The following is an 18,833-nucleotide window of genomic DNA, read 5'->3' as shown; positions in this document are numbered from 1 at the left end:
GCGCAAATCCGGGACATGACGATGAGCAATATCGAAAGACTGACGAACTACGACCTGCGCGCCGAGATCAAGGCATACTGGTCGGAACGGGCCGCCACCTTCGACCAATCGCCCGGCCACGAGATCTTTTCAGAGAAGGAGCGCGCCGCCTGGCACCAATTGTTTCTGCGGCACCTCGGTCCGGGCAATGGTCGCGCCGCGCTTGATCTTGCGAGCGGCACCGGTGTCGTTTCGCATCTGATGGATGATCTGGGCTTTCGGGTGACGGGCATGGACTGGGCGGAGCCGATGATGGAGCGCGCCCACGCCAAGGCAAAGATCCGCAAACGCAGCATCAGCTTCCGCCTGGGAGACGCCGAGAACACGATGGAGCCGGACAACGCCTATGACGTGATCACCAACCGGCATCTGGTCTGGACGCTGGTCGATCCCAAGGCGGCTTTCGCCGAATGGCTGCGTGTCCTGAAACCGGGTGGAACGTTGCTGATCGTCGACGGCGATTTCGTCAGTTCGACGCCGCTCGAGCGGCTGCTGTCCAAGCTCGCCGTTTTCGGCCAGCGGCTGCGCATCCTGAAGAGCGATGCGGTGCAGGCATCGGCGGCAATGATGGATACGCATCGCAGCATTCTTTCGCGCGTCTATTTCTCGCAAGGCGCGCGCGCGGAGGCGGTCGCCGATCTCCTTCGCCAGAGCGGCTTCGACACGGTGATCATCGATACCGATCTGGCGAGGATCCATCGCGCCCAGGCAAAACACTGGAATCTCTTCAAAGGCCTCGCTCGGGGCATTCAGCACCGCTACGCGATCAGGGCCACCAAGGCAGGCTGAACGACACGTTCCGGGCGCAATGAAAAGACTTCACAATCCGGCACGGAAGCAGTGGAGGCGTATCAACGCCAAATTTCATTGAAGCCCGCATTCGGCCCCGGATTATGCGCAAATGCGCCGAATTATTGCGATGTGAGAACAAAGACAAGCAAGGAAGGCGAGAACGAGCAGCGCCATTCCGAGCAATGAATCCGTTATCTGGAGCATCGACCAGTCACCGCGCAGCACCTGTGGCAGCGAAAAACTGGAAAGACCGGCCTGCGCGTTCGTCACCCGGACCATAGCAAGCCCCGTAACGATGAGCGCGACATGGGCGTGAATGAAACCCGTCTTAGGGTATCGCTCCGGGCGAATCGCAAGGTTGATGCCCAGAAGCGCTGCAAGCGTTAATATCGTCAGGGCACTCCAGAACGTGACGCCGGGAGCGGCCAAGAGCAGAGAGATGGGTTCTCGCATCACCGGGAGTATCGTCATATGGAGCCACCATGCCCATGTGCCCGAGGGGTAATTTGTGAGCAGAATCATACTGATGAGAAACATCGCCGCCAACGCATAGACGGCTGATGGACCCAGCCGGATGAGTGCAAGAACCGGGTTTCGCATCTACTTCGCTTCCTCTCGCCCCAAGCCGCAGCTGTACCGATCGAATCAATATATAAGATGACGCTTGACGATGGATTACCAGACCGGCCCCACTTGGGGCAGGACTAGGTATCGCACAAGCCTGCTACGTTCTCGCAAAAAATCACGTTTCACCTTAGAGAGATCGCCGTGTCATTGAGCTATGTTGCAAGAGTGACACTATACAAGTACGTCATGTGTCTCTTTAATGCGACTCACTCGGTCAATTCTTTCTTTGTTAGCATTTTTTCATCAGAATTTTCCGTGAGCCCATGCTTATGCACCGCTAAGATATCTGAAAGTCGGGGGAATGAATGGTAATGTTTCAGATCAGATCAAGGGTCGGATGCCTTACGCTGTTGCTCGCTGGTTTCGCGACATTGGCCGGATGCCAGTCTTCAAGTCTCGAAGACATGTCCGCGTTTGGCGACAGCGCGAGGACTGTCGAAGATGACTCGGCTGTGGCCTTCTACAAGAACGACGAGCTGATCACCACGGGGAAGCTCCAGTTCCAGGAAAAGAACTACGGAAAGTCATATGCAATTTACAAGCGTGCAGTTGCAGTCTTTCCCCAAGATCCGGCGGCATGGCTAGGCTTTGCGGCATCGTCTGATATGATCGGCCGGTTTGACACGTCCGACCGCGCTTATCTGCAGCTCTCGCGCATGATCGGCAACACGCCCGTCTATTACAACAATATCGGATACTCCCACCTCTTGCGCGGTGAGTTGCCCAAGGCCCGGCGTTATTTCCTCAAGGCCTACGAACTCGATCCCACCAACGAGACGACTGCCCGAAACCTTGAACTGATGAAGAACAGCGTGAACGTCGCGCAGCGATAGAAACGCTTGACGCTCGACGATGTACTGAGACACGGGCAGCGCGTCGCCGTGGACTCGAAAATGCGCCAGTAGAAGGCGCATTGCGAACTCTCACATCATGCGGGGATAGAAATCGGCCAACAAAGGCGCTGCAATCGCTTCTTGCGCCCGAAAAAGACGCGCAGCGTCGTGCCGCAAATCCGACGATTATTGCACTTTCCGAAGAATCAGTTTGCCTTCCGGCGAGACCGATCGTTCATAATGCGGCAGGTCGGAAACGGGAACGCCCTGAGCGTCGATCGAGGCCAGGCTGTCATTCGGAATTCCGCGAGGAACCGATACCGCACCAAAGGAAGGTTCGATATGCTGCATCATCTCCTTGCCGGGTGCGCTCAAAATCTGCGCACCGCCGGAAGCAAACAGGCCAGTACGCATTCGGCCGTCCAGATCCGCCACTTCTTTCAGCAGGCTGTCCACACGCTGCCGAATGATCGCCACGTCGTCGGCCTTTGCACCCTTGGTGAAGTTATGCGCTTGCTTGTCGATCTGCACCTTCAGGCCATCTATCGACAGCTTGAGTGCGGCAAGCATCTCGCCGCTCTCTCGCACGTCGGCGGCATTCTTCGCGGTGTAGAGCAGAATACCCGCATTCAACGGCAGAAGCATCAGCGCGATTGCGATGAACGGCGCGCCTTTCGAGCCAGGCGGCACCTTAGCCGTTTGCTCGCGTGGCCTTGGGCCATCTGATTCGACATCGACATTTGTAATGCTGGTCATCGACGTTACTCCCCGCGAATCGGACCTTGACCCTCCGCGCATGCTACACCAGTTTCTCAGGAATTCCTTAATATCCGCCTATGGCGTTGCGATGATCATGTCCCATCGGCACCTCCCTAGTCCAACGTGAACACCCCATCCCACGCCCGTTCCAGCATCTCCAGCGATGCAACCTTGGGCATTGCGTTGAATTCGCAATAGGACCTGATGAAATCCAACAGGTACTTGGGATGATAGCAGGACGCCGGAAAGTTGCAATTGTACTTGCTATCATGAAACAATTCCAAATCACGCTGAACTATTTCGACCGAAACGCTGCCCGCATACGCCTGGAAGATCTGGATATAGTCGTCCCGCGAAGGGTTTTTCACATATATTTTGTACTTGAGACGCCGCAGGCCCGCCTCGTCGGAGAGATCCTTTGGGGCGATATTGGTAGAGAAGACGACAAGTTCGTCGAACGGGACCTTGAACTTCCTGCCCGTATGCAGCGTGAGGAAGTCATATCCGCGTTCGAGCGGCACGATCCATCGGTTGATGAGCGCCTGTGGCGCGACTTGCTGGCGGCCAAAATCGTCGATGATGAAAACGCCGCCAGACGCCTTGAGATGCATTGGTGCTTCATAGACCGTCGAGCCCTCGCTGAAGGTCAAGTCGAGCAGGTCGAGAGTGAGTTCCCCACCAGTCTTGATGACCGGACGGCGGCATTCAATCCATCGCTGATCCGCCTTCGGATAGGGCCTTTCCGTCGCTCCGACAGAGGGTTGATGCACGGCCTCGTCATAGAAGCTGATTACCTGGCCGCCAACTTCGATGGCGTATGGCACCCAGATCGTCTGCAGAAACAGGCGCGACGTTCGTTCGGCAATGCTTGTCTTGCCGTTGCCGGGCGGGCCGTAGAGCAGAATAGAGAGCCCCGAATTCATTGCCGGGCCAAGTTTCTCGATCAAGGATTGTGACAATACCAGCCCTTCGAGGCTCTCGGTCAACCGTGCATACGTTACGCGCTCATCATGGATGGACTGCAATCGGATCTGTCGGCAGAAGGCCTCCAGCGACACTGGGGCCGGCCCAACATACTGCGACTGCCGTGACGCCTCATGCGCATATGCCAGACCGTTGGTCGAAAGCGCGTAGCGAATGTCGGACCTGACGTCCTCACCCGCCAACCCGCGCGCCTCCAGGAAGGCCAGCTTCACCAGTTCCTTGATCAGGATATTGATCAGCACTTTCGGCAATTTCATCCGGCCCGCCAGATGCGATGGCGTGACCGTATCCTGCTCGGCTGCGCATTTTGCCGCCAGTCTCAGCATGAACGACAATTCAAGCCCGGTCTCCTCGAGGCTTGTCGGCGCCAGCGGCATGCGCCGATCGAGCGCCAGGGCGACGTCTTCACGGTCTTGATCCAGGGAATACTGCATGTTGACCTCGCTGTTTTTATCCACCGGGCGTCAAGCCGATGAGAAGACTGACGACACGGGCGACAACGGGCACGAGCACGATGATGAGGCTGACAGGAAACAGGAAGGCCCCAAGCGGCAGCAACATCTTGATCGGTAGCGCGTTGGCCTTTTCTTCGGCCCGCACGATGCGAAGATCGCGCATTTCCTTGCTGTAGACCCGCAAGGTCTGCGTAACGCTCGTTCCGAGTTCCTCCGATTGGCGGAACAGCACGGAAAGTGCCCGGGCCTCGTCTATCCGCAATCGTGTCGCAAGATTGGCCAATGCCTCCCGCAGGCGGCGCCCGCCGCGGACTTCCAGCATCATGATGGAAAGATGAAGGCCGAAATCCTGCCGTTTGCTGACGAATTCCCGTGCGACGCGGTTTGCCGCCGCCTCGACGCTCATGCCGGCGTCCAGACAGACAATCAGCATATCCATGAAATCAGGAAACAGACGCCGGTACTCCCGCTCCTTGGCGGCGCCGCGCCGGTCGATATGGATATTGACCAAGATAAAGGTGATGCCTGCGGCAAACATCGCGACCAGCAGGGTCGACAGCCGCGACATCTCAGGAAAGAAATGGTCGACCGCCCAGACGGTTGCGACCAGCACCACGACGCAGGCGAGCGCGCGGATCATTTGAAACGTCGTGACTGCGCTGGCACTGAAATATCCGGCGCGAATCAGGCGGTTCTGAGTGGAATTGACATTCGTGTCGCGCCGGGTGATCTCGAAATAGCGGCGAATCAGACGATTTTCCGCCTCGCCAAGGTCGGCAATGGACGCATCGCTAAAATTGGATTCGTCGCCCGCCGCCTGCGCCGCCGTTTCCGATAGCCGGACACCGACCTCGCGCCGCCGGAAAACAAACTCCGAAGCGGCGGCGGAAAAGATCAGCACTGAAAAAAACACGACGAGGTATATTCCGTATTCGCCGAACATCGCAGCCTCAGTATTCGAAGTTAACCATCTTGTAGAGAATGATGTTTCCGACTGTCATAATGGCCAGCAACACGGCCACCACGGTCGGTCCGTAGCCGCTGTCCCAGACCGGGTCGAAGTAGGTCGGGGACAGCGCCTTGATCATTCCGTAAAGAAGGAACGGATAGAGCGACATGAAGATCGCCGTGATGCGCCCCTCCGAAGAGATCGCCTTGACCTTCGCCCTCAACATGAACCGGTCACGCAGCGTCTTCGAGAGATTCTGCAGGATTTCGACGAGATTGCCGCCGGTGCCGGCCTGCACGCTCAGCGATATCGCCAGCAGGTTCAGATCTTCCACACCGACGCGATCCGCAAGGTTGACGAGGGCATCCTCAAGCGCCACCCCATAGGTCAGTTCGTCCGATAGCAGACCGAATTCGGAGCCGACGGGATCGGGCATTTCGCGTGCCACAAGAGAAATCGCCGCAGGCAGCGGATGCCCGGCCGCGAGGCTGCGAACGGCAACGTCAAGCGCCTCGGGGAGTTTTTGGGTAAATTTGCGCATCCTGATCGCGCGAACCCGCCAGACGATGAGGACGGGGGTGAGAAAGCAGACCGCCACGAAGATCGGAATCCGGATCAGATTGCTCGGCACCAGAAACTGAACGACCAGCCAGACGGCCAATGCGCCGGCTATCGCATAGAGCACAAATCGACTCACATCGAACTTGATCCCCGACTGCGTATAGAACCGCTGGAGCCTCTGCATCAGCGGAAGCGATCGCCAGTCTTCGTCAGCACCGCGCTCCTTCAGCATGTCGCGGTAGGTCTTGCGATGATCGCCGCTTTCATCAAGCAGGCTCAAGCGATGGTTTACCGCCCTGTGGCGTTCGGATTTCCTGAAGTAGCCGCGCAACAGCGCTTCGGCGGAAATCAGCGCGGCGATAAAGACAGTGCCATAGACGAGGAGCAGGGTCAGAGACATCATTTAGCCCCCGTTTGCAAAGGTGTCCCGGGATCGAAAATCGCTGCGGGGACAATAATGCCGAGTTCCGCGAATTCTTCGACGAACCGGGGGCGAAGGCCGGTAGCTCGGAATTCTCCGCGAATGCGGCCATTGTCGTCTGTACCGGTTTTCTTGAATTTCATGATCTCCTGCATCTGGACGACTTCGCCCTCCATGCCGGTGATTTCGGAAACGGAGACGATCTTGCGCGTGCCGTCGCTGAGACGCTGAACCTGGACGATGAGCGAGATCGCCGACGCGATCTGTGAACGGACACTGAGCTGGGACATTGGCATGCCGGCCATGCCGACCATCTGCTCGAGGCGGCCGACGGCATCGCGCGGCGTGTTGGCATGAATGGTCGTCATCGATCCCTCGTGACCCGTGTTCATCGCCTGCAGCATGTCGAAGGCCTCTTCGCCGCGCACTTCGCCAACGATGATGCGATCCGGGCGCATGCGCAGCGCGTTCTTGAGGAGTTCGCGCTGACGAATCTCATTGCGACCGTCAAGCGTCGGCGGCCGGGTTTCCAGCCGCCCGACATGCGGCTGCTGTAGCTGCAGCTCGGCCGCGTCTTCGATGGTGACCAAACGCTCCTTCGGGGATATCTGTGACGACAGGGCATTGAGCAAGGTCGTTTTGCCCGAACCCGTACCGCCCGAGATGATCATCGACACCTTGCCTTTGACCGCAGCGCTCAGCAGGATGCGCATCGCGTTGGCCATGGCGCCATAGTCGACCAGACGCTCCAGCGTCAGGGGTGAACGCGTGAATTTGCGGATCGAAACGAGTGGCCCGTCAACCGCGATCGGCCTGATGGCGACGTTGACGCGCGACCCATCCTTAAGGCGGGCATCGACGAGGGGGGTCGATTCATCGACCCTACGCCCGACGGCGGAGACGATCTTATTGATCACGCGAAGCAAGTGGTCCTCGTCCTTGAAGCGGACAGCCGTGCTCTCGAGCTTGCCTGACCGCTCCACATAGACGCTGTTGTGACCGTTGATCAGAATATCGGCGATGGTATCGTCGGTCAGCAGCGGCTCGATCGGCCCGAGCCCGAGCATCTCGTCGGTGATGTCATGGATCAGATCATTGATTTCCTTGGCATTGAGCGGGAAATTGTTCTGCCGGATATAATCCTTGACCAACGGCCGGATCTCGGTGGCAATCTCCTCATTGTCGAGCATGTCAAGGATGCCGAGATTGATGCGGTCCAACAGATAACGATGCAGGTTGACCCGCTCGGCCACCATATCCCGGCCAAGCGCAGTTTCCTGTCCCGGCGTGACGGGTCCGCCGACAGCCTGCAAGTGCGGCGTCGTCTCCGCTGCGTTCGTGGAAAGATCGGCAACCTCCGAATGCTCCTCGCCTTCCGTCTGCCGCTGCTTGTAAAAACGTCCGATGAACCCGTTTGTCATCAGCTTCCCCCCTGTTCGGCTATTTCACGATCACCGTGGCTCCGACCTTCACCCGGCTATAGAGATCAATGACGTCGGCATTGCTCATGCGGAAGCATCCCGAGGATGCGAATCCGCCGACGGTCGACTGATCGTTGGTTCCATGAATGCGATAGAGCGTGTCGGCATTTCCCCGGTAGAGGTAGATCCCGCGCGCGCCGAGCGGATTGAGCGGGCCGGCAGGCACAAGCTCGGGAAGGTCCGGTGCGCGCGCCTTCATCTCGGCCGGTGGCCGCCAGTCTGGCCATTCGGCCTTGTGACCGACCTTGACAACACCGCTCCAGCGAAAGCCGTCGCGACCGACGCCGATCCTGTAGCGGATCGCATGGCTGCCGGAGACGACAAGATCAAGCGTCCGGTTCTTGCTGACGATCACGATCGTGCCGGCCGGATAGTTCTCATCGGTCGTCACCGTGACGCCCGTCATTGGCCCCAGGTTTCGCGGCACCAGCCCGCTCGCCAAAGTTTGCGTCGATGAGGCTGCGAGCCAGAAGGACGCCGCGACCAGGATCCCCCGCATCGCCCGACTGCATGCCGCTCCCTTGCTGCACTTCGCCCCTCGTTCGTTGCTGCCGTTGCGCGAGTTCATTTAACGAGCGCTCCGAGCTTGCTTACCGAGCCGCAGAAACGGGAACGCGCATTGACCTCGAACGGCAACACGCCGCGGTTCACCGCCTCGTTCAGGGTTTCCCAATCATCGGTAATGACTTGCGCGCGGACATCCTTGAAGATCTTGTCGATTTGCTGCCGGCGCACACCAAGGCTGAAGAGCTTGGTGCGGTATTTATTGACGACGATAAAGATCTGGTCCGAGGTGCCACGCTGCCGCACCAGGTTGAGAAAGAGATCCTTGGCCTCATGAAGGGCGGGGATCGTCATCTCGGTGACAATGCAGACGCTGTTGGCAGATCCCAGCACATCCTCTTTCCATGGCGTGTTGTAATAGGGGACATCGAGGACCGTGTGATCACTTTCGAAGGCCGCGACATCCAGCATTCGCAACACGAGTTCCGCACCCTTGGGCGTCAAAAGGACCGACGGTTGCTTGAACGACAGCAGGGAAAATCCGCCCGGATGGCGCTTGCGCACGAGATCGATGAATTCGAGATCGACACGCGACGGATTGGCCATGATCGGCTTCAGATCGTAGTCGTTGACAAGGTTGAGATAGTAGCCAAGCGACCCGGAGGAGAAATCCATGTCGAACAGATCGACGCGCGGCGTGGAGTTTTTCGTCGGCTGGGCCAGCACATACGCGAGTGAGGAGGCAATCACGCTGGCGCCCGCGCCGCCCACAGCCGAGACGATGGCATGAACCCGGCTTTCGCTGGCCCCCTCGGTCGGCGCGTGGGTCGAAATCATATCGATCAGCGAGCGGCGTTCGAGCGGCTTCTTCAGCCAGTCATTGCCGTTCAAGCGGAACAGCAGCCGCAACATATCATCGGGCAGCTCTTCGGAGACGACCACCAACGGCGTATTTCGATGGCTGTTGCGGAAGGTAAACAGCTCCGGATGGCTCAACATATCCCCGTTGTCGACGTCGAGCACGATCAGATTGAACTGCGCCAGGTCGGCCCGTCCTGCATCTCTGAGTGCCGAGAGCGCCATATGACGCACGTCGTAACGCGAAAGCGAACCGAACGTATCGAGCATGAAGCTCGCCGCAGCCGCATCATCGGAAAGAACAAGAATTTTAGTGGATGCTACAAAATTCATATGAGCTGTCATCTCGCTTTACCACGCAATATTAAGGGTTTAGCAGGTAGAACATGTCTTCAGGTCTTCGGTGCTAATCGTCACCGGATGGGCAGGAATGACGACGTCATTGAGCCCGAGCAGTCCGCCAAGAACGGGCAGATCAAATGTAATATCGCGGACTTCCAGCCGCATGGTCAGCACCGGCCCGTCCGGCCGGCCCCAATAGCCAAGACCCGAGCGCTGATAGGTCACCACCAGGTTCTCCGGCTGGATGCGCCAGTTGAGGTCGCAAATGCCTGGCCGCGGATCCCCCGCCGCGCAGGCGCCGTCGCTTCCCTGCACGATCCGGCTCAACGCCGCGGCATCGCAGTTGGCGAGCGCCGGCCCGCAAGTCAGGGATATCGTCGAATCGTTCGGCGTCGCGTCGCCATTGTTCAGCGGATCGTCGGCATCGCTCGGGAAGGCATCGGCGAAGTCCGCCGCCGGCACCAGCGGATCGGATACGGCCGCAAGACGCGCACCATATTGCAGCGCCTTCACCGTCTGGTTCCACTGCGACATGGCATAACCGAACTCGATGAAGGCTGCGAAGACCAGGAGCACGATCGGGATCGTGATCAGACCCTCAGTCAGGGACACGCCGCGATCGTCCCGCCAGAAGGAAAAGGCTGCGCGAGGATCTACCATCCCATGTACCTCTCTTCGTGCGAGGAATTGATGGTGATCTCGTCGACGCCGAGCCAGGCGAACAGCGGAGAGGTTTCATAGAGATGTGCCGTCTGCACGGTGATCGTGCCATCGGCATCGACCGGAATGACGGTGATATCGGCAAGATCGGGTCCCCAGCCCCGCACGCGCAGCGCAGCGCCCTCAGCCGGGCTCTGGGTTCCATAGAAAGCGATCAGTTTCGCGGTCGCCGTCGAACAGCTTGACGTATAGGTCGGCGAGGTTGGCCTGCAGCGCGACATGTAGCGCCCGGCATCCCTCAGACCCGCATCGATCTGCATTCGCTCCCAGAAGATATTGCCGAACTCGAGGATGCCGGCGGCAAACAGCGTCACGAAGGGCACAGCCAGCAGCGCCTCGGCAAGCACGGCCCCCTCTTGCCTTTGCCAGAAACCGAACCGGAGCCGGCGGAGAATGAAGGTTCGCAGCGCCATCATCTGACCAGCTCCGCTTCTTCCCGCAGGAATTCATCAAGCGTACCGCGGCCGCCCTTGCCCGTGATGTCGATTATTTCGAGCGAAAGATACCGCTCGCTGCCGGCCTTGAGCGCCGGTTTGGTCATGAACATGCGCGCAAAGGCAACGGCCTGCGTGGTTTTGTGGCCGTTAAGATGATCAACCGATGCCTCGTAGCCGCAATTGACGATCGCGGCGAATATCTCGCGGCGATCGCCGTATTCGTCTGCCGCGTAATCCGAAAGGTCAGGCCCGGAATAGCACTGGGCGCCGCCCGTCGCGGGTGAGCCGATCTCCCCGTTCAGCGAAGGATTGCCGAGCAGCGCCGCGTCGTTGAGCTCGTAACGATAGACATCGTAGGCGGAGGGCTGGCTCGGTGTTCCGGTAGCCGGATAGCTGGAATGGTTGCTGAGGATCGCGCTGACCGACGGAGTTGCCCCTCCCTGCGCGACGCCCCAATAGGTTCCGTACTGCCAATCGTTGCCGCTGCTGATCTTGCCGCCGCCGAGGGGGGTCATGTTTGCCCCGTAGCCCAAGGGCAGCGCCTTGGTGACATCGCCAACGGTCTCGCCGACCTTCACGGGCTCGTAGCCCTTGCAGGCATCAGTTCCCGTTTTCGATTGTGCGGAGCGCACGTCCTGGGACGGGCGATAACGGCCGTCACTGCGCGCGTTCTTGAACGAACCCACATAAATACCGAAGCGTGTGTTCACTCCCGCTTCGACCGGCCCGGCGACGGCACCCGTCTGGGTATCCAGGCTATCCTGCGTATAGCAGGCCCCCGGATTGCCGGTTGCAAGGGCCTCTGCCAGCACGTTCGCGCCATTGCCAAGAGGGGTTCTCAGGAACCCGAAATTGCCAGGGCCGGGATTGGACGAAGACGTGGTGTTCATCTCGATCTGCCGCCCGTAGAGATTCCCTGCCGCAAAGTTGGTATGGAGGTCCGCTGCAGCCTGTTCGTTGCCGGCCTCGCTCGTATTGCCCGCCGGCTCGTAAGGGTTGCAGATGAAGATCGGCGTGATGTCACAGGCACTTGCGTGATAGACAGCGACCGCATCGGCCGAAACATTGATCGTATTGCGTGTGAAGCCGACCGGCAGCGGGAAGATCGTTTGCATCGCCTGAGGCTTGGCAGCGACCCAGGCGTAGGATGCTTCATTTGGGTCCGTCGTCACCATGGAACCGGGGATGGGATCGTCATCATCATCCGGAATGGCCTTGAGAAACGTGACCGTGACCGTGCTTGCCGCGTCGTTACCGGCCTCATAGGACACCGTGAGGCTGGAGCCGAGCGACATGCCCGCTCCGCCGCCGCCAAATGCAGCGGTGTTGGCGAGCTTCTCGATCGCCGCCTCGGCCCGCGTGATCGCGTCGTCACGCCCGTCGAGCTCGCGGGCGCCGGTCAATGCCATCGCGTCGACGGCGTTTTGAAGGTCGGTGTGAAGATTGCCGCTGCGCCCGACATCGATCACGAGCAGCGAAAAGCCCAGCAGCATCGGCATGGATATCAGCGTCAAAGCGATGACGTAGCCACGATGATCATTCCAGAATCGCCTGATAGCCGTACTCAACAACATTGGCATATCCCCCCATCGCGGCGCCTCTTTCGCCGTGACGTGTTGCGTTTACTGCATTCCTTTCCGCCGCTGCTTCTTCATTCCGCCCGTCAATTTCCGCCCGTCGCCGGCTCCCCGTTACTGCCCGTACGACGCTCCGTTCGTCCCTGGTGTTGCCGCCGTTTGCGGCGTCGCGGCGGGCTGGCTGGCGCCGTTATAGTTGCGCATCACCTTATAGATAGTCTTGCCGTCACTGGTGATGCGGGTGTTCTCAGCCACCTGCGGGAAAGGATCCTGGATGTGGATGCCCTTGTTGGCCTCCACCGCATTGCCCAACCCAAACGTGATCGAATCACGATGATTCATGTAGTCGGCACAGCCCGAGACAAGGCTCACGGCAGCAAGGACCAGCAGGACGCGCTTATTTCTTGACAACAGCAAGGGTGCCTCCCACTTCGAGATCGAGACGGTGGCCATAGGGGCCTTTCACGCCTTCGCCATTGCGAAAGCGGCGCAGCATGTCCTTGTCGACCTCCAGCATGCCAAGGGCGAAGAGTTCAACATCGTTCGACGAACGCGTCTGGTCGAGCGGGCTGTAGAGATCTTCGCCCGGTGCCGCAGGCCGCACGATATGCGGCGTGACGACGATGACGAGATCGGATTCTCTTTTCGCGAAGCTGGTCGAGCGGAACAGCGCACCGATAATCGGGAGCTTGCCCAGTCCCGGCAATTGCTGGATGTCCTTGGAGTTGATCGACTGCAGCAAACCGGCCATGGCAAAGCTCTGGCCGTCACGCAGCGCGACCGTGGTCTTTGCCGCGCGGGAAATGAAGCCAGGATTGCCGTTGACATCTACCGAGGTATCGAGTTCGGAGACTTCCGGTTCGATCTTCAGGTTGATCAGCCCGCCGTCGAGGACCACCGGCGTGAAGGTGAGCCGCACACCATAGGGCCGATAATCGGTCTGTGTTGCGACCGTTGCGCCATTGGCCACCGTCGTCTGGATCGGCACCTCGCCGCCGGCGTGGAAACTCGCGGTTTCGCCGCTCATGGCAATCAGGTTCGGCTGCGCCAGTCGGCGCACCAGCCCCTTCTGTTCCAGCGCATTGATGACGATGTCGATTTGGCCGCCGGAAATTTCCAGCACCTTGGCAATCAGTTGGCCGAAGGGCTGCAGGCCTGTTGCAACACCCGAGGCGTCTCCGAGCGTACGCACGAGCTTGTCGTCATCATCGACCCCGATCCCCTGGCTCGTCGTCGCCTTGCCGATGCCGTTCCTGCCCTGCCCGGACCAACCGATGCCGAGGTCGCGGCCGGTCGATCGCGAGGCCTCGATCACCCGAACCTCCAGCATGACCTGCTGCGAATCGGCAACCCGAAGCTGATTGAGCACGGGCAGTTCGGAATAGGACTGGGCGATCTCCATCACCCGCTGCAGTTCGACCGCATCGCGCACCATGCCTGTGAGGCGAATGCGGTCGTTGGAATTGAACACCCTGACCTGCGAAGACGGCGCGGTGGAGCGGATGGCGGAAGCGACTTCGGTGAAATCGCTGGCGACACGGATATCGATGACGCCGAGAAGCGACTTGTCATCGGCATAGACCGAAATATTGGTCGCGCCATTCTTCTTGCCGCGAATGAACAGCGACTTGTCGGACAGCGGCACCACATCGATCATCTCGGCGCTGCCGATCACCAGATCGCCAAAGGGTTTGCCGGTCGTGATCGTCATCGTGTCGTTCGGAGGGATCGTCACCTGCTGCACGGAGCCGGTCAGGCTGATGAATTTCTCCTGGGCCTCGGCCCGGCCGGCAAGGCCAGGGCCCCAGCAGCTATAGGCAAAAATTATCGCGGTCACCGCCGCAAGGGTCTTGGCTCGCGCCACCCCCTTCATGCTTCCCCTTGTCATTCCGCTTAAGCCCCTCTCTCGCTTGGCTACTGCGCATGCGGGCATGCCGCATTTCGAAGTCATTGGATCAGGCCGACTCGGTGCTCCTCGCGCTTCGTCGTGTTCCAGACGCCTACCGTCGCCCACTTTAGCTCAATCGGCAAGACCGGTTCCACTTTACGTTCAACAATCTGTACTTGTTTTTCGCGCTCGGGCATCTTTATCTTGCCAAGGTCGTCCCCAACCTTGCGCACAAGTCGCTCGAGGATGTCGAATCGCCCGTCGTCCGTCTTTTTCAAAAGCCCCTCGCTGAGTTCGGTCGCGATCGGCCCCCCGCCGAGATCCGCGACGGTGATCGGTCGCGTCTGTTCGGCCGAAGCGGACGCGACATTGCGCAGGGTAAGCGACAGCGTGCCGATATTGGCGCCGAGCGTCAGGCGCTGCGCCTCCTCGGTCGTGACCTCGAACGTCACCGTCTTGACGACGGAGGGTTCGTCCTTGCGCTCATCTGCGGTCTGGTCCACCGCCAGCACCTTCACGCCCTGGAGAAGCACATCGACATAGGTCTGCTCGCTGTTGTTCTCACGATTCTGGATGACACGGGTGAGCAGCACATCGACCCGGTCCGAGGGGCGCACGAAGCCGGCAACACCGAGAACGTCGTTGACGCGGATGGACACGGCCTTCATGCCCTGGTCAAGCGCCGCCGACAATGTCGCCCGCTCGCCGGCACCCGTGATCTTCGAGGCAAGCACCGGCTCGCCGGGATCGATCGCGGCCATGGCGTAGCGTGGCTTGTCGGCGTCGCCGACCACCGCCTCGATGCTGTCGAACGAGCCGTCCGGCCGCTCCCCCGCGGGCCAGGGAACGGCTTTTAGACTTTCCGGGCGCACCACGTCGCCGAAGCGCATCTCCTTGGCGGCGACAACGAGAATTTGCTCCTGCCCCTTCGTATCGCCTTCGGCCGCAAGCCGCGCCTGCTGGTCGGCGAGATAATTCCGCATCGCAAACACCGCAGTGCCGGCAAGTAAAATTGAAACAACAAGACTGAAGATCGTTGAAAAACGCATCGCCGGTACTCGCAACATGGACAGAAATACGTCCGTTTCTTAATTTAAATTTAGATGAGAGGGGTTAACAAACCCCTCTCATCGTCATTTCGCTACGCGCGTTCGAGCTCGGTGAAGAATGCCGCCCAGGTTACCCAAGCGGCATTGAGGTTGGTGCCAGCGATAACAACAGTCGCAATCACGCCGCCGACCAGCAAGGCAAGAAGAATCAGATATTCCGTCAGCGCCACGCCATCTTCTTCCCGCGCGAAAGCGCGTACTGCAGACAAAAGTGCTTTCATCGAGAATTACCTCCAGGATATTCGGCGCGCCCGCAAATGTCCTCCGGCCCGCCATGTCGTCGAGACCACCCCGCCGACTGTTAATATTAATAGTCACTTAATTATTACATCGTCAACTGCTAAAATGCCTAATTCCTTGACACCTATATTTATAGTTAAATTCCATTCGGAGAGAAAGGTGGCCCGGACCGGTCAATATGCTGTACAACCGTGACTAGTGGTAGTATTTATCGGCTTTCATCTACCTCTAAAGACTTAGCCTCGATCCGGTATCTTCGCTTTTCGTGAAAATCTGTCATTTTGAACAGACGGAGGGGAAATATGACGCAAACCATCAACATTGTTACTGCCGCATCAGTATTACTTTTCCTCTATGCGGCCTGGAGCGATTTCCGCAGCTGGAAAATACCGAATGGCGCCATTCTCGCCCTTCTCGCCCTCTATTGCCTGCGTGCCGTGGCGGCATTGCTGACCACTGATGATGTCGGCGCGGCACTCTTCTCCTCCACCGGCATCGGCGGCGATGTCGCCGCCGGCCTCCTCCTTTTCGTGCTTGGCGTGGCCCTTTGGGCGTTCGGCCTCTTCGGCGCCGGCGATGCCAAGCTCTTCCTGCCGATCGGTCTGTTCATCGGCTGGCACGGCATGCTGCCCTTCGCCATCTTTCTCCTGATTGGCGGTGTCCTCGCCTTGCTGGCACTGCGATTGCCGATGCCGTTGCAACTGGCGCACATTTCCATCTTCATGCGCATCGAGGAAATCCGCGCAACGCGCAAGGTTCCCTACGGCGTCATCATGGTCATCGCAGCACTCCCGGTGCTCGCCCTGCACTGATCCGGTGGCTTGCGCCTTGGTGTTGCGCGGCGCCGAAACGCAAAAACCCTTGTGTCTTTGGGCACAAGGGTTTTTTTGATTGGTTTGGTTGCGGGGGCAGGATTTGAACCTGCGGCCTTCAGGTTATGAGCCTGACGAGCTACCGGGCTGCTCCACCCCGCGTTATCTGTGCAAATCCCGGAGGGATTTGTCGCATCTGTGCAAATCCCGGAGGGATTTGTCGCATCCTGGCATTTTGCGTTGGCAAAATGTCGAATTTGGGCTGCCCTTTGAGCGTTAGGGCAGCCTTTCCGTGTTTTTTTCCGGCGTGTATTTTAGCGAAGCAAAAAGGCCGCTTGAGGGCGGCCCGTGTTTCGGCTGAGCCGGAAGCAGTGTCGAGAAGATAGGTTTTGTCGATCCTGCCGCGAAGCCTTGACGCTTGCGGCGGATGATCTGGTATTTTTTCTTGCCTTTAGTAGACCTGGCAGCGACCTACTCTCCCGCGTCTTGAGACGGAGTACCATCGGCGCTGGGGCGTTTCACGGCCGTGTTCGGCATGGGAACGGGTGCAGCCACCCCGCAATAACCACCAGGTCAACTAAGGGCAAGAATTGCGCTGGCGACAGCGCAAAACCAAATGAGAAGCTGGCGAGGCCAGCGTAAACCGCTCGCGGTTTATCGCGTTACCCTCTTTTATCTTTTGAACACGTCTTTTCAGAACTGTTTTGGGCACATCCGGAGCGAAAGCTCCGCAAGGCCAAGGGCCGTCGGGCAACGTTGCCCGGCCCGTCCGGAGCGCAGGCCTACAGGGCCGACAGCGTCAGGACAAAACAAAACTGCTTGGGATCATTGAAGCGCCTTAGGCGCTTCGATGAGCACTAGCAATGAGAACAATCAAGCCAATCGAACGATTAGTACCGGTAAGCTTCACACATTGCTGCGCTTCCACACCCGGCCTATCAACGTGGTAGTCTTCCACGGTTCTCAAGGGAATACTCGTTTTCAGGTTGGTTTCCCGCTTAGATGCCTTCAGCGGTTATCCATTCCATATATAGCTACCCTGCTATGCGGCTGGCGCCACAACAGGTCCACCAGAGATATGTCCATCCCGGTCCTCTCGTACTAGGGACAGATCCTGTCAATATTCCTACACCCACGGCAGATAGGGACCGAACTGTCTCACGACGTTCTGAACCCAGCTCACGTACCGCTTTAATTGGCGAACAGCCAAACCCTTGGGACCTGCTCCAGCCCCAGGATGCGATGAGCCGACATCGAGGTGCCAAACAACCCCGTCGATATGGACTCTTGGGGGTCATCAGCCTGTTATCCCCGGCGTACCTTTTATCCGTTGAGCGATGGCCCTTCCACACGGGACCACCGGATCACTATGACCGACTTTCGTCTCTGCTCGACTTGTCAGTCTCGCAGTCAGGCGGGCTTATGCCATTGCACTCGACGACCGATTTCCGACCGGTCTGAGCCCACCATCGCGCGCCTCCGTTACTCTTTCGGAGGCGACCGCCCCAGTCAAACTACCCACCATACACTGTCCCGGATCCGGATAACGGACCGCGGTTAGACATCCATGACGATAAGGGTGGTATTTCAAGGATGGCTCCACGAGAACTGGCGTCCCCGCTTCAAAGCCTACCACCTATCCTACACATGCCGACACGAATGCCAGTGTAAAGCTATAGTAAAGGTGCACGGGGTCTTTCCGTCTGACCGCAGGAACCCCGCATCTTCACGGGGAATTCAATTTCACTGAGTCTATGCTGGAGACAGCGGGGAAGTCGTTACGCCATTCGTGCAGGTCGGAACTTACCCGACAAGGAATTTCGCTACCTTAGGACCGTTATAGTTACGGCCGCCGTTTACTGGGGCTTCGATTCAAAGCTTGCACCTCTCCTCTTAACCTTCCAGCACCGGGCAGGCGTCAGACCCTATACGTCGTTTTGCAACTTCGCAGAGCCCTGTGTTTTTGATAAACAGTCGCTACCCCCTGGTCTGTGCCACCCCAACACACTTGCGTGCGGTGGGGTCACGCTTCTTCCGAAGTTACGCGTGCAATTTGCCGAGTTCCTTCAGCATAGTTCTCTCAAGCGCCTTGGTATACTCTACCTGACCACCTGTGTCGGTTTCGGGTACGGTCTATACGGTGGAGCTATTTCCTGGAACCGCTCCGCTGCCCTGATAATCCAATAAACCAGAACAACTTGTGCAATCCGTCACTACCACCAGGCCCACGAATATTAACGTGGTTCCCATCGACTACGCATTTCTGCCTCATCTTAGGGGCCGGCTAACCCTGCTCAGATTAACTTTAAGCAGGAACCCTTGGTCTTTCGGCGAGGGAGTCTCTCACTCCCTTTATCGTTACTCATGTCAACATTCGCACTTCCGATACCTCCAGGAGCCCTCACGGGTCTCCCTTCACAGGCTTACGGAACGCTCCGCTACCAC

General features: G+C 58.6%; 18 protein-coding genes, 1 tRNA gene and 2 rRNA genes (1 of these 21 running past the window's edge). 3 read left to right on the top strand and 18 right to left on the bottom strand.

From position 1 onward, the window contains the following. Positions 1-21 precede the first annotated feature (21 nt). Positions 22-828 (top strand): class I SAM-dependent methyltransferase, encoded by an 807-nt coding sequence (locus ACSQ2Z_RS03375; protein WP_436079907.1) that lies wholly within the window; start codon positions 22-24, stop codon positions 826-828. A 102-nt stretch (positions 829-930) separates the two neighbouring features. Here ACSQ2Z_RS03375 and ACSQ2Z_RS03370 read toward each other — a convergent pair whose 3' ends face one another. Further along, complete coding sequence (locus ACSQ2Z_RS03370) at positions 931-1,431, bottom strand: hypothetical protein (protein WP_436079906.1); 501 nt, start codon at positions 1,429-1,431, stop codon at positions 931-933. 338 nt (positions 1,432-1,769) lie between these two features. Here ACSQ2Z_RS03370 and ACSQ2Z_RS03365 point away from each other — a divergent pair, with 338 nt between their 5' ends. Next, the gene (locus tag ACSQ2Z_RS03365; RefSeq protein WP_436079905.1) at positions 1,770-2,291 is read left to right on the top strand and encodes a tetratricopeptide repeat protein; all 522 of its coding nucleotides are present in this window, start codon (positions 1,770-1,772) and stop codon (positions 2,289-2,291) included. 186 nt (positions 2,292-2,477) lie between these two features. Here the strand turns inward: ACSQ2Z_RS03365 and ACSQ2Z_RS03360 are convergent, their stop codons facing one another. From ACSQ2Z_RS03360 to ACSQ2Z_RS03295, 14 genes are all read right to left on the bottom strand, one after another. Next, positions 2,478-3,047 (bottom strand): hypothetical protein, encoded by a 570-nt coding sequence (locus tag ACSQ2Z_RS03360; RefSeq protein ID WP_436079904.1) that lies wholly within the window; start codon positions 3,045-3,047, stop codon positions 2,478-2,480. Positions 3,048-3,163: 116 nt separating this feature from the next. Continuing rightward, positions 3,164-4,468 carry an AAA family ATPase gene (locus tag ACSQ2Z_RS03355; RefSeq protein ID WP_436079903.1) on the bottom strand — a complete coding sequence of 435 codons (1,305 nt, stop codon included), beginning with the start codon at positions 4,466-4,468 and terminating at the stop codon, positions 3,164-3,166. A gap of 16 nt (positions 4,469-4,484) precedes the next feature. Further along, entirely contained in the window at positions 4,485-5,432 is a 948-nt protein-coding gene (locus tag ACSQ2Z_RS03350; RefSeq protein ID WP_436079902.1) for a type II secretion system F family protein, read from the bottom strand. 7 nt (positions 5,433-5,439) lie between these two features. Then, on the bottom strand, positions 5,440-6,393 hold the full coding sequence (locus ACSQ2Z_RS03345; RefSeq protein ID WP_436082961.1) for a type II secretion system F family protein: 954 nt from the start codon (positions 6,391-6,393) through the stop codon (positions 5,440-5,442). 5 nt (positions 6,394-6,398) lie between these two features. Next, positions 6,399-7,841 (bottom strand): CpaF family protein, encoded by a 1,443-nt coding sequence (locus ACSQ2Z_RS03340; protein WP_436079901.1) that lies wholly within the window; start codon positions 7,839-7,841, stop codon positions 6,399-6,401. A 19-nt stretch (positions 7,842-7,860) separates the two neighbouring features. Next, positions 7,861-8,400, bottom strand: coding sequence for a L,D-transpeptidase (locus tag ACSQ2Z_RS03335; protein ID WP_436079900.1), 540 nt, complete (start codon positions 8,398-8,400; stop codon positions 7,861-7,863). Between the two features lie 65 nt (positions 8,401-8,465). Beyond that, positions 8,466-9,608 carry a pilus assembly protein gene (locus ACSQ2Z_RS03330; protein ID WP_436079899.1) on the bottom strand — a complete coding sequence of 381 codons (1,143 nt, stop codon included), beginning with the start codon at positions 9,606-9,608 and terminating at the stop codon, positions 8,466-8,468. 27 nt (positions 9,609-9,635) lie between these two features. Continuing rightward, on the bottom strand, positions 9,636-10,265 hold the full coding sequence (locus ACSQ2Z_RS03325) for a TadE/TadG family type IV pilus assembly protein (protein ID WP_436079898.1): 630 nt from the start codon (positions 10,263-10,265) through the stop codon (positions 9,636-9,638). After that, on the bottom strand, positions 10,259-10,741 hold the full coding sequence (locus ACSQ2Z_RS03320) for a TadE/TadG family type IV pilus assembly protein (RefSeq protein WP_436079897.1): 483 nt from the start codon (positions 10,739-10,741) through the stop codon (positions 10,259-10,261). The genes ACSQ2Z_RS03325 and ACSQ2Z_RS03320 overlap by 7 nt, the downstream gene beginning before the upstream one ends. After that, the gene (locus ACSQ2Z_RS03315; RefSeq protein ID WP_436079896.1) at positions 10,738-12,336 is read right to left on the bottom strand and encodes a TadE/TadG family type IV pilus assembly protein; all 1,599 of its coding nucleotides are present in this window, start codon (positions 12,334-12,336) and stop codon (positions 10,738-10,740) included. The genes ACSQ2Z_RS03320 and ACSQ2Z_RS03315 overlap by 4 nt, the downstream gene beginning before the upstream one ends. 117 nt (positions 12,337-12,453) lie before the next feature. Continuing rightward, positions 12,454-12,753, bottom strand: a complete 300-nt coding sequence (locus ACSQ2Z_RS03310) for a pilus assembly protein (RefSeq protein WP_436082960.1) — start codon at positions 12,751-12,753, stop codon at positions 12,454-12,456. Beyond that, the gene (locus tag ACSQ2Z_RS03305; protein ID WP_436079895.1) at positions 12,737-14,227 is read right to left on the bottom strand and encodes a type II and III secretion system protein family protein; all 1,491 of its coding nucleotides are present in this window, start codon (positions 14,225-14,227) and stop codon (positions 12,737-12,739) included. Before ACSQ2Z_RS03305 ends, ACSQ2Z_RS03310 begins: the two co-directional genes overlap by 17 nt. 59 nt (positions 14,228-14,286) lie before the next feature. Beyond that, complete coding sequence (gene cpaB, locus ACSQ2Z_RS03300; protein WP_436079894.1) at positions 14,287-15,276, bottom strand: Flp pilus assembly protein CpaB; 990 nt, start codon at positions 15,274-15,276, stop codon at positions 14,287-14,289. A 92-nt stretch (positions 15,277-15,368) separates the two neighbouring features. Continuing rightward, positions 15,369-15,557, bottom strand: coding sequence for a Flp family type IVb pilin (locus ACSQ2Z_RS03295; protein WP_436079893.1), 189 nt, complete (start codon positions 15,555-15,557; stop codon positions 15,369-15,371). Positions 15,558-15,878: 321 nt separating this feature from the next. On the opposite strand from ACSQ2Z_RS03295, the gene ACSQ2Z_RS03290 reads away from it, so the two are divergent. After that, a complete protein-coding gene (locus ACSQ2Z_RS03290; protein ID WP_436079892.1) occupies positions 15,879-16,388 on the top strand; it encodes a prepilin peptidase in 510 nt (169 codons plus the stop codon). Between the two features lie 85 nt (positions 16,389-16,473). On the opposite strand, the gene ACSQ2Z_RS03285 is transcribed toward ACSQ2Z_RS03290, so the two are convergent. The 3 genes from ACSQ2Z_RS03285 to ACSQ2Z_RS03275 all read right to left on the bottom strand — a co-directional run. Beyond that, positions 16,474-16,550 (bottom strand) — tRNA-Met (locus tag ACSQ2Z_RS03285). A gap of 296 nt (positions 16,551-16,846) precedes the next feature. Next, positions 16,847-16,961, bottom strand: a 5S ribosomal RNA gene (gene rrf, locus ACSQ2Z_RS03280). A 296-nt stretch (positions 16,962-17,257) separates the two neighbouring features. After that, positions 17,258-18,833, bottom strand: a 23S ribosomal RNA gene (locus tag ACSQ2Z_RS03275) (it continues 1,221 nt past the right edge of the window).

This window comes from Pararhizobium sp. LjRoot235 (genome assembly GCF_964254145.1).
In the GTDB taxonomy this organism is placed as follows: domain Bacteria; phylum Pseudomonadota; class Alphaproteobacteria; order Rhizobiales; family Rhizobiaceae; genus Pararhizobium.
This window is presented reverse-complemented; position numbering and strand designations above follow the sequence as displayed.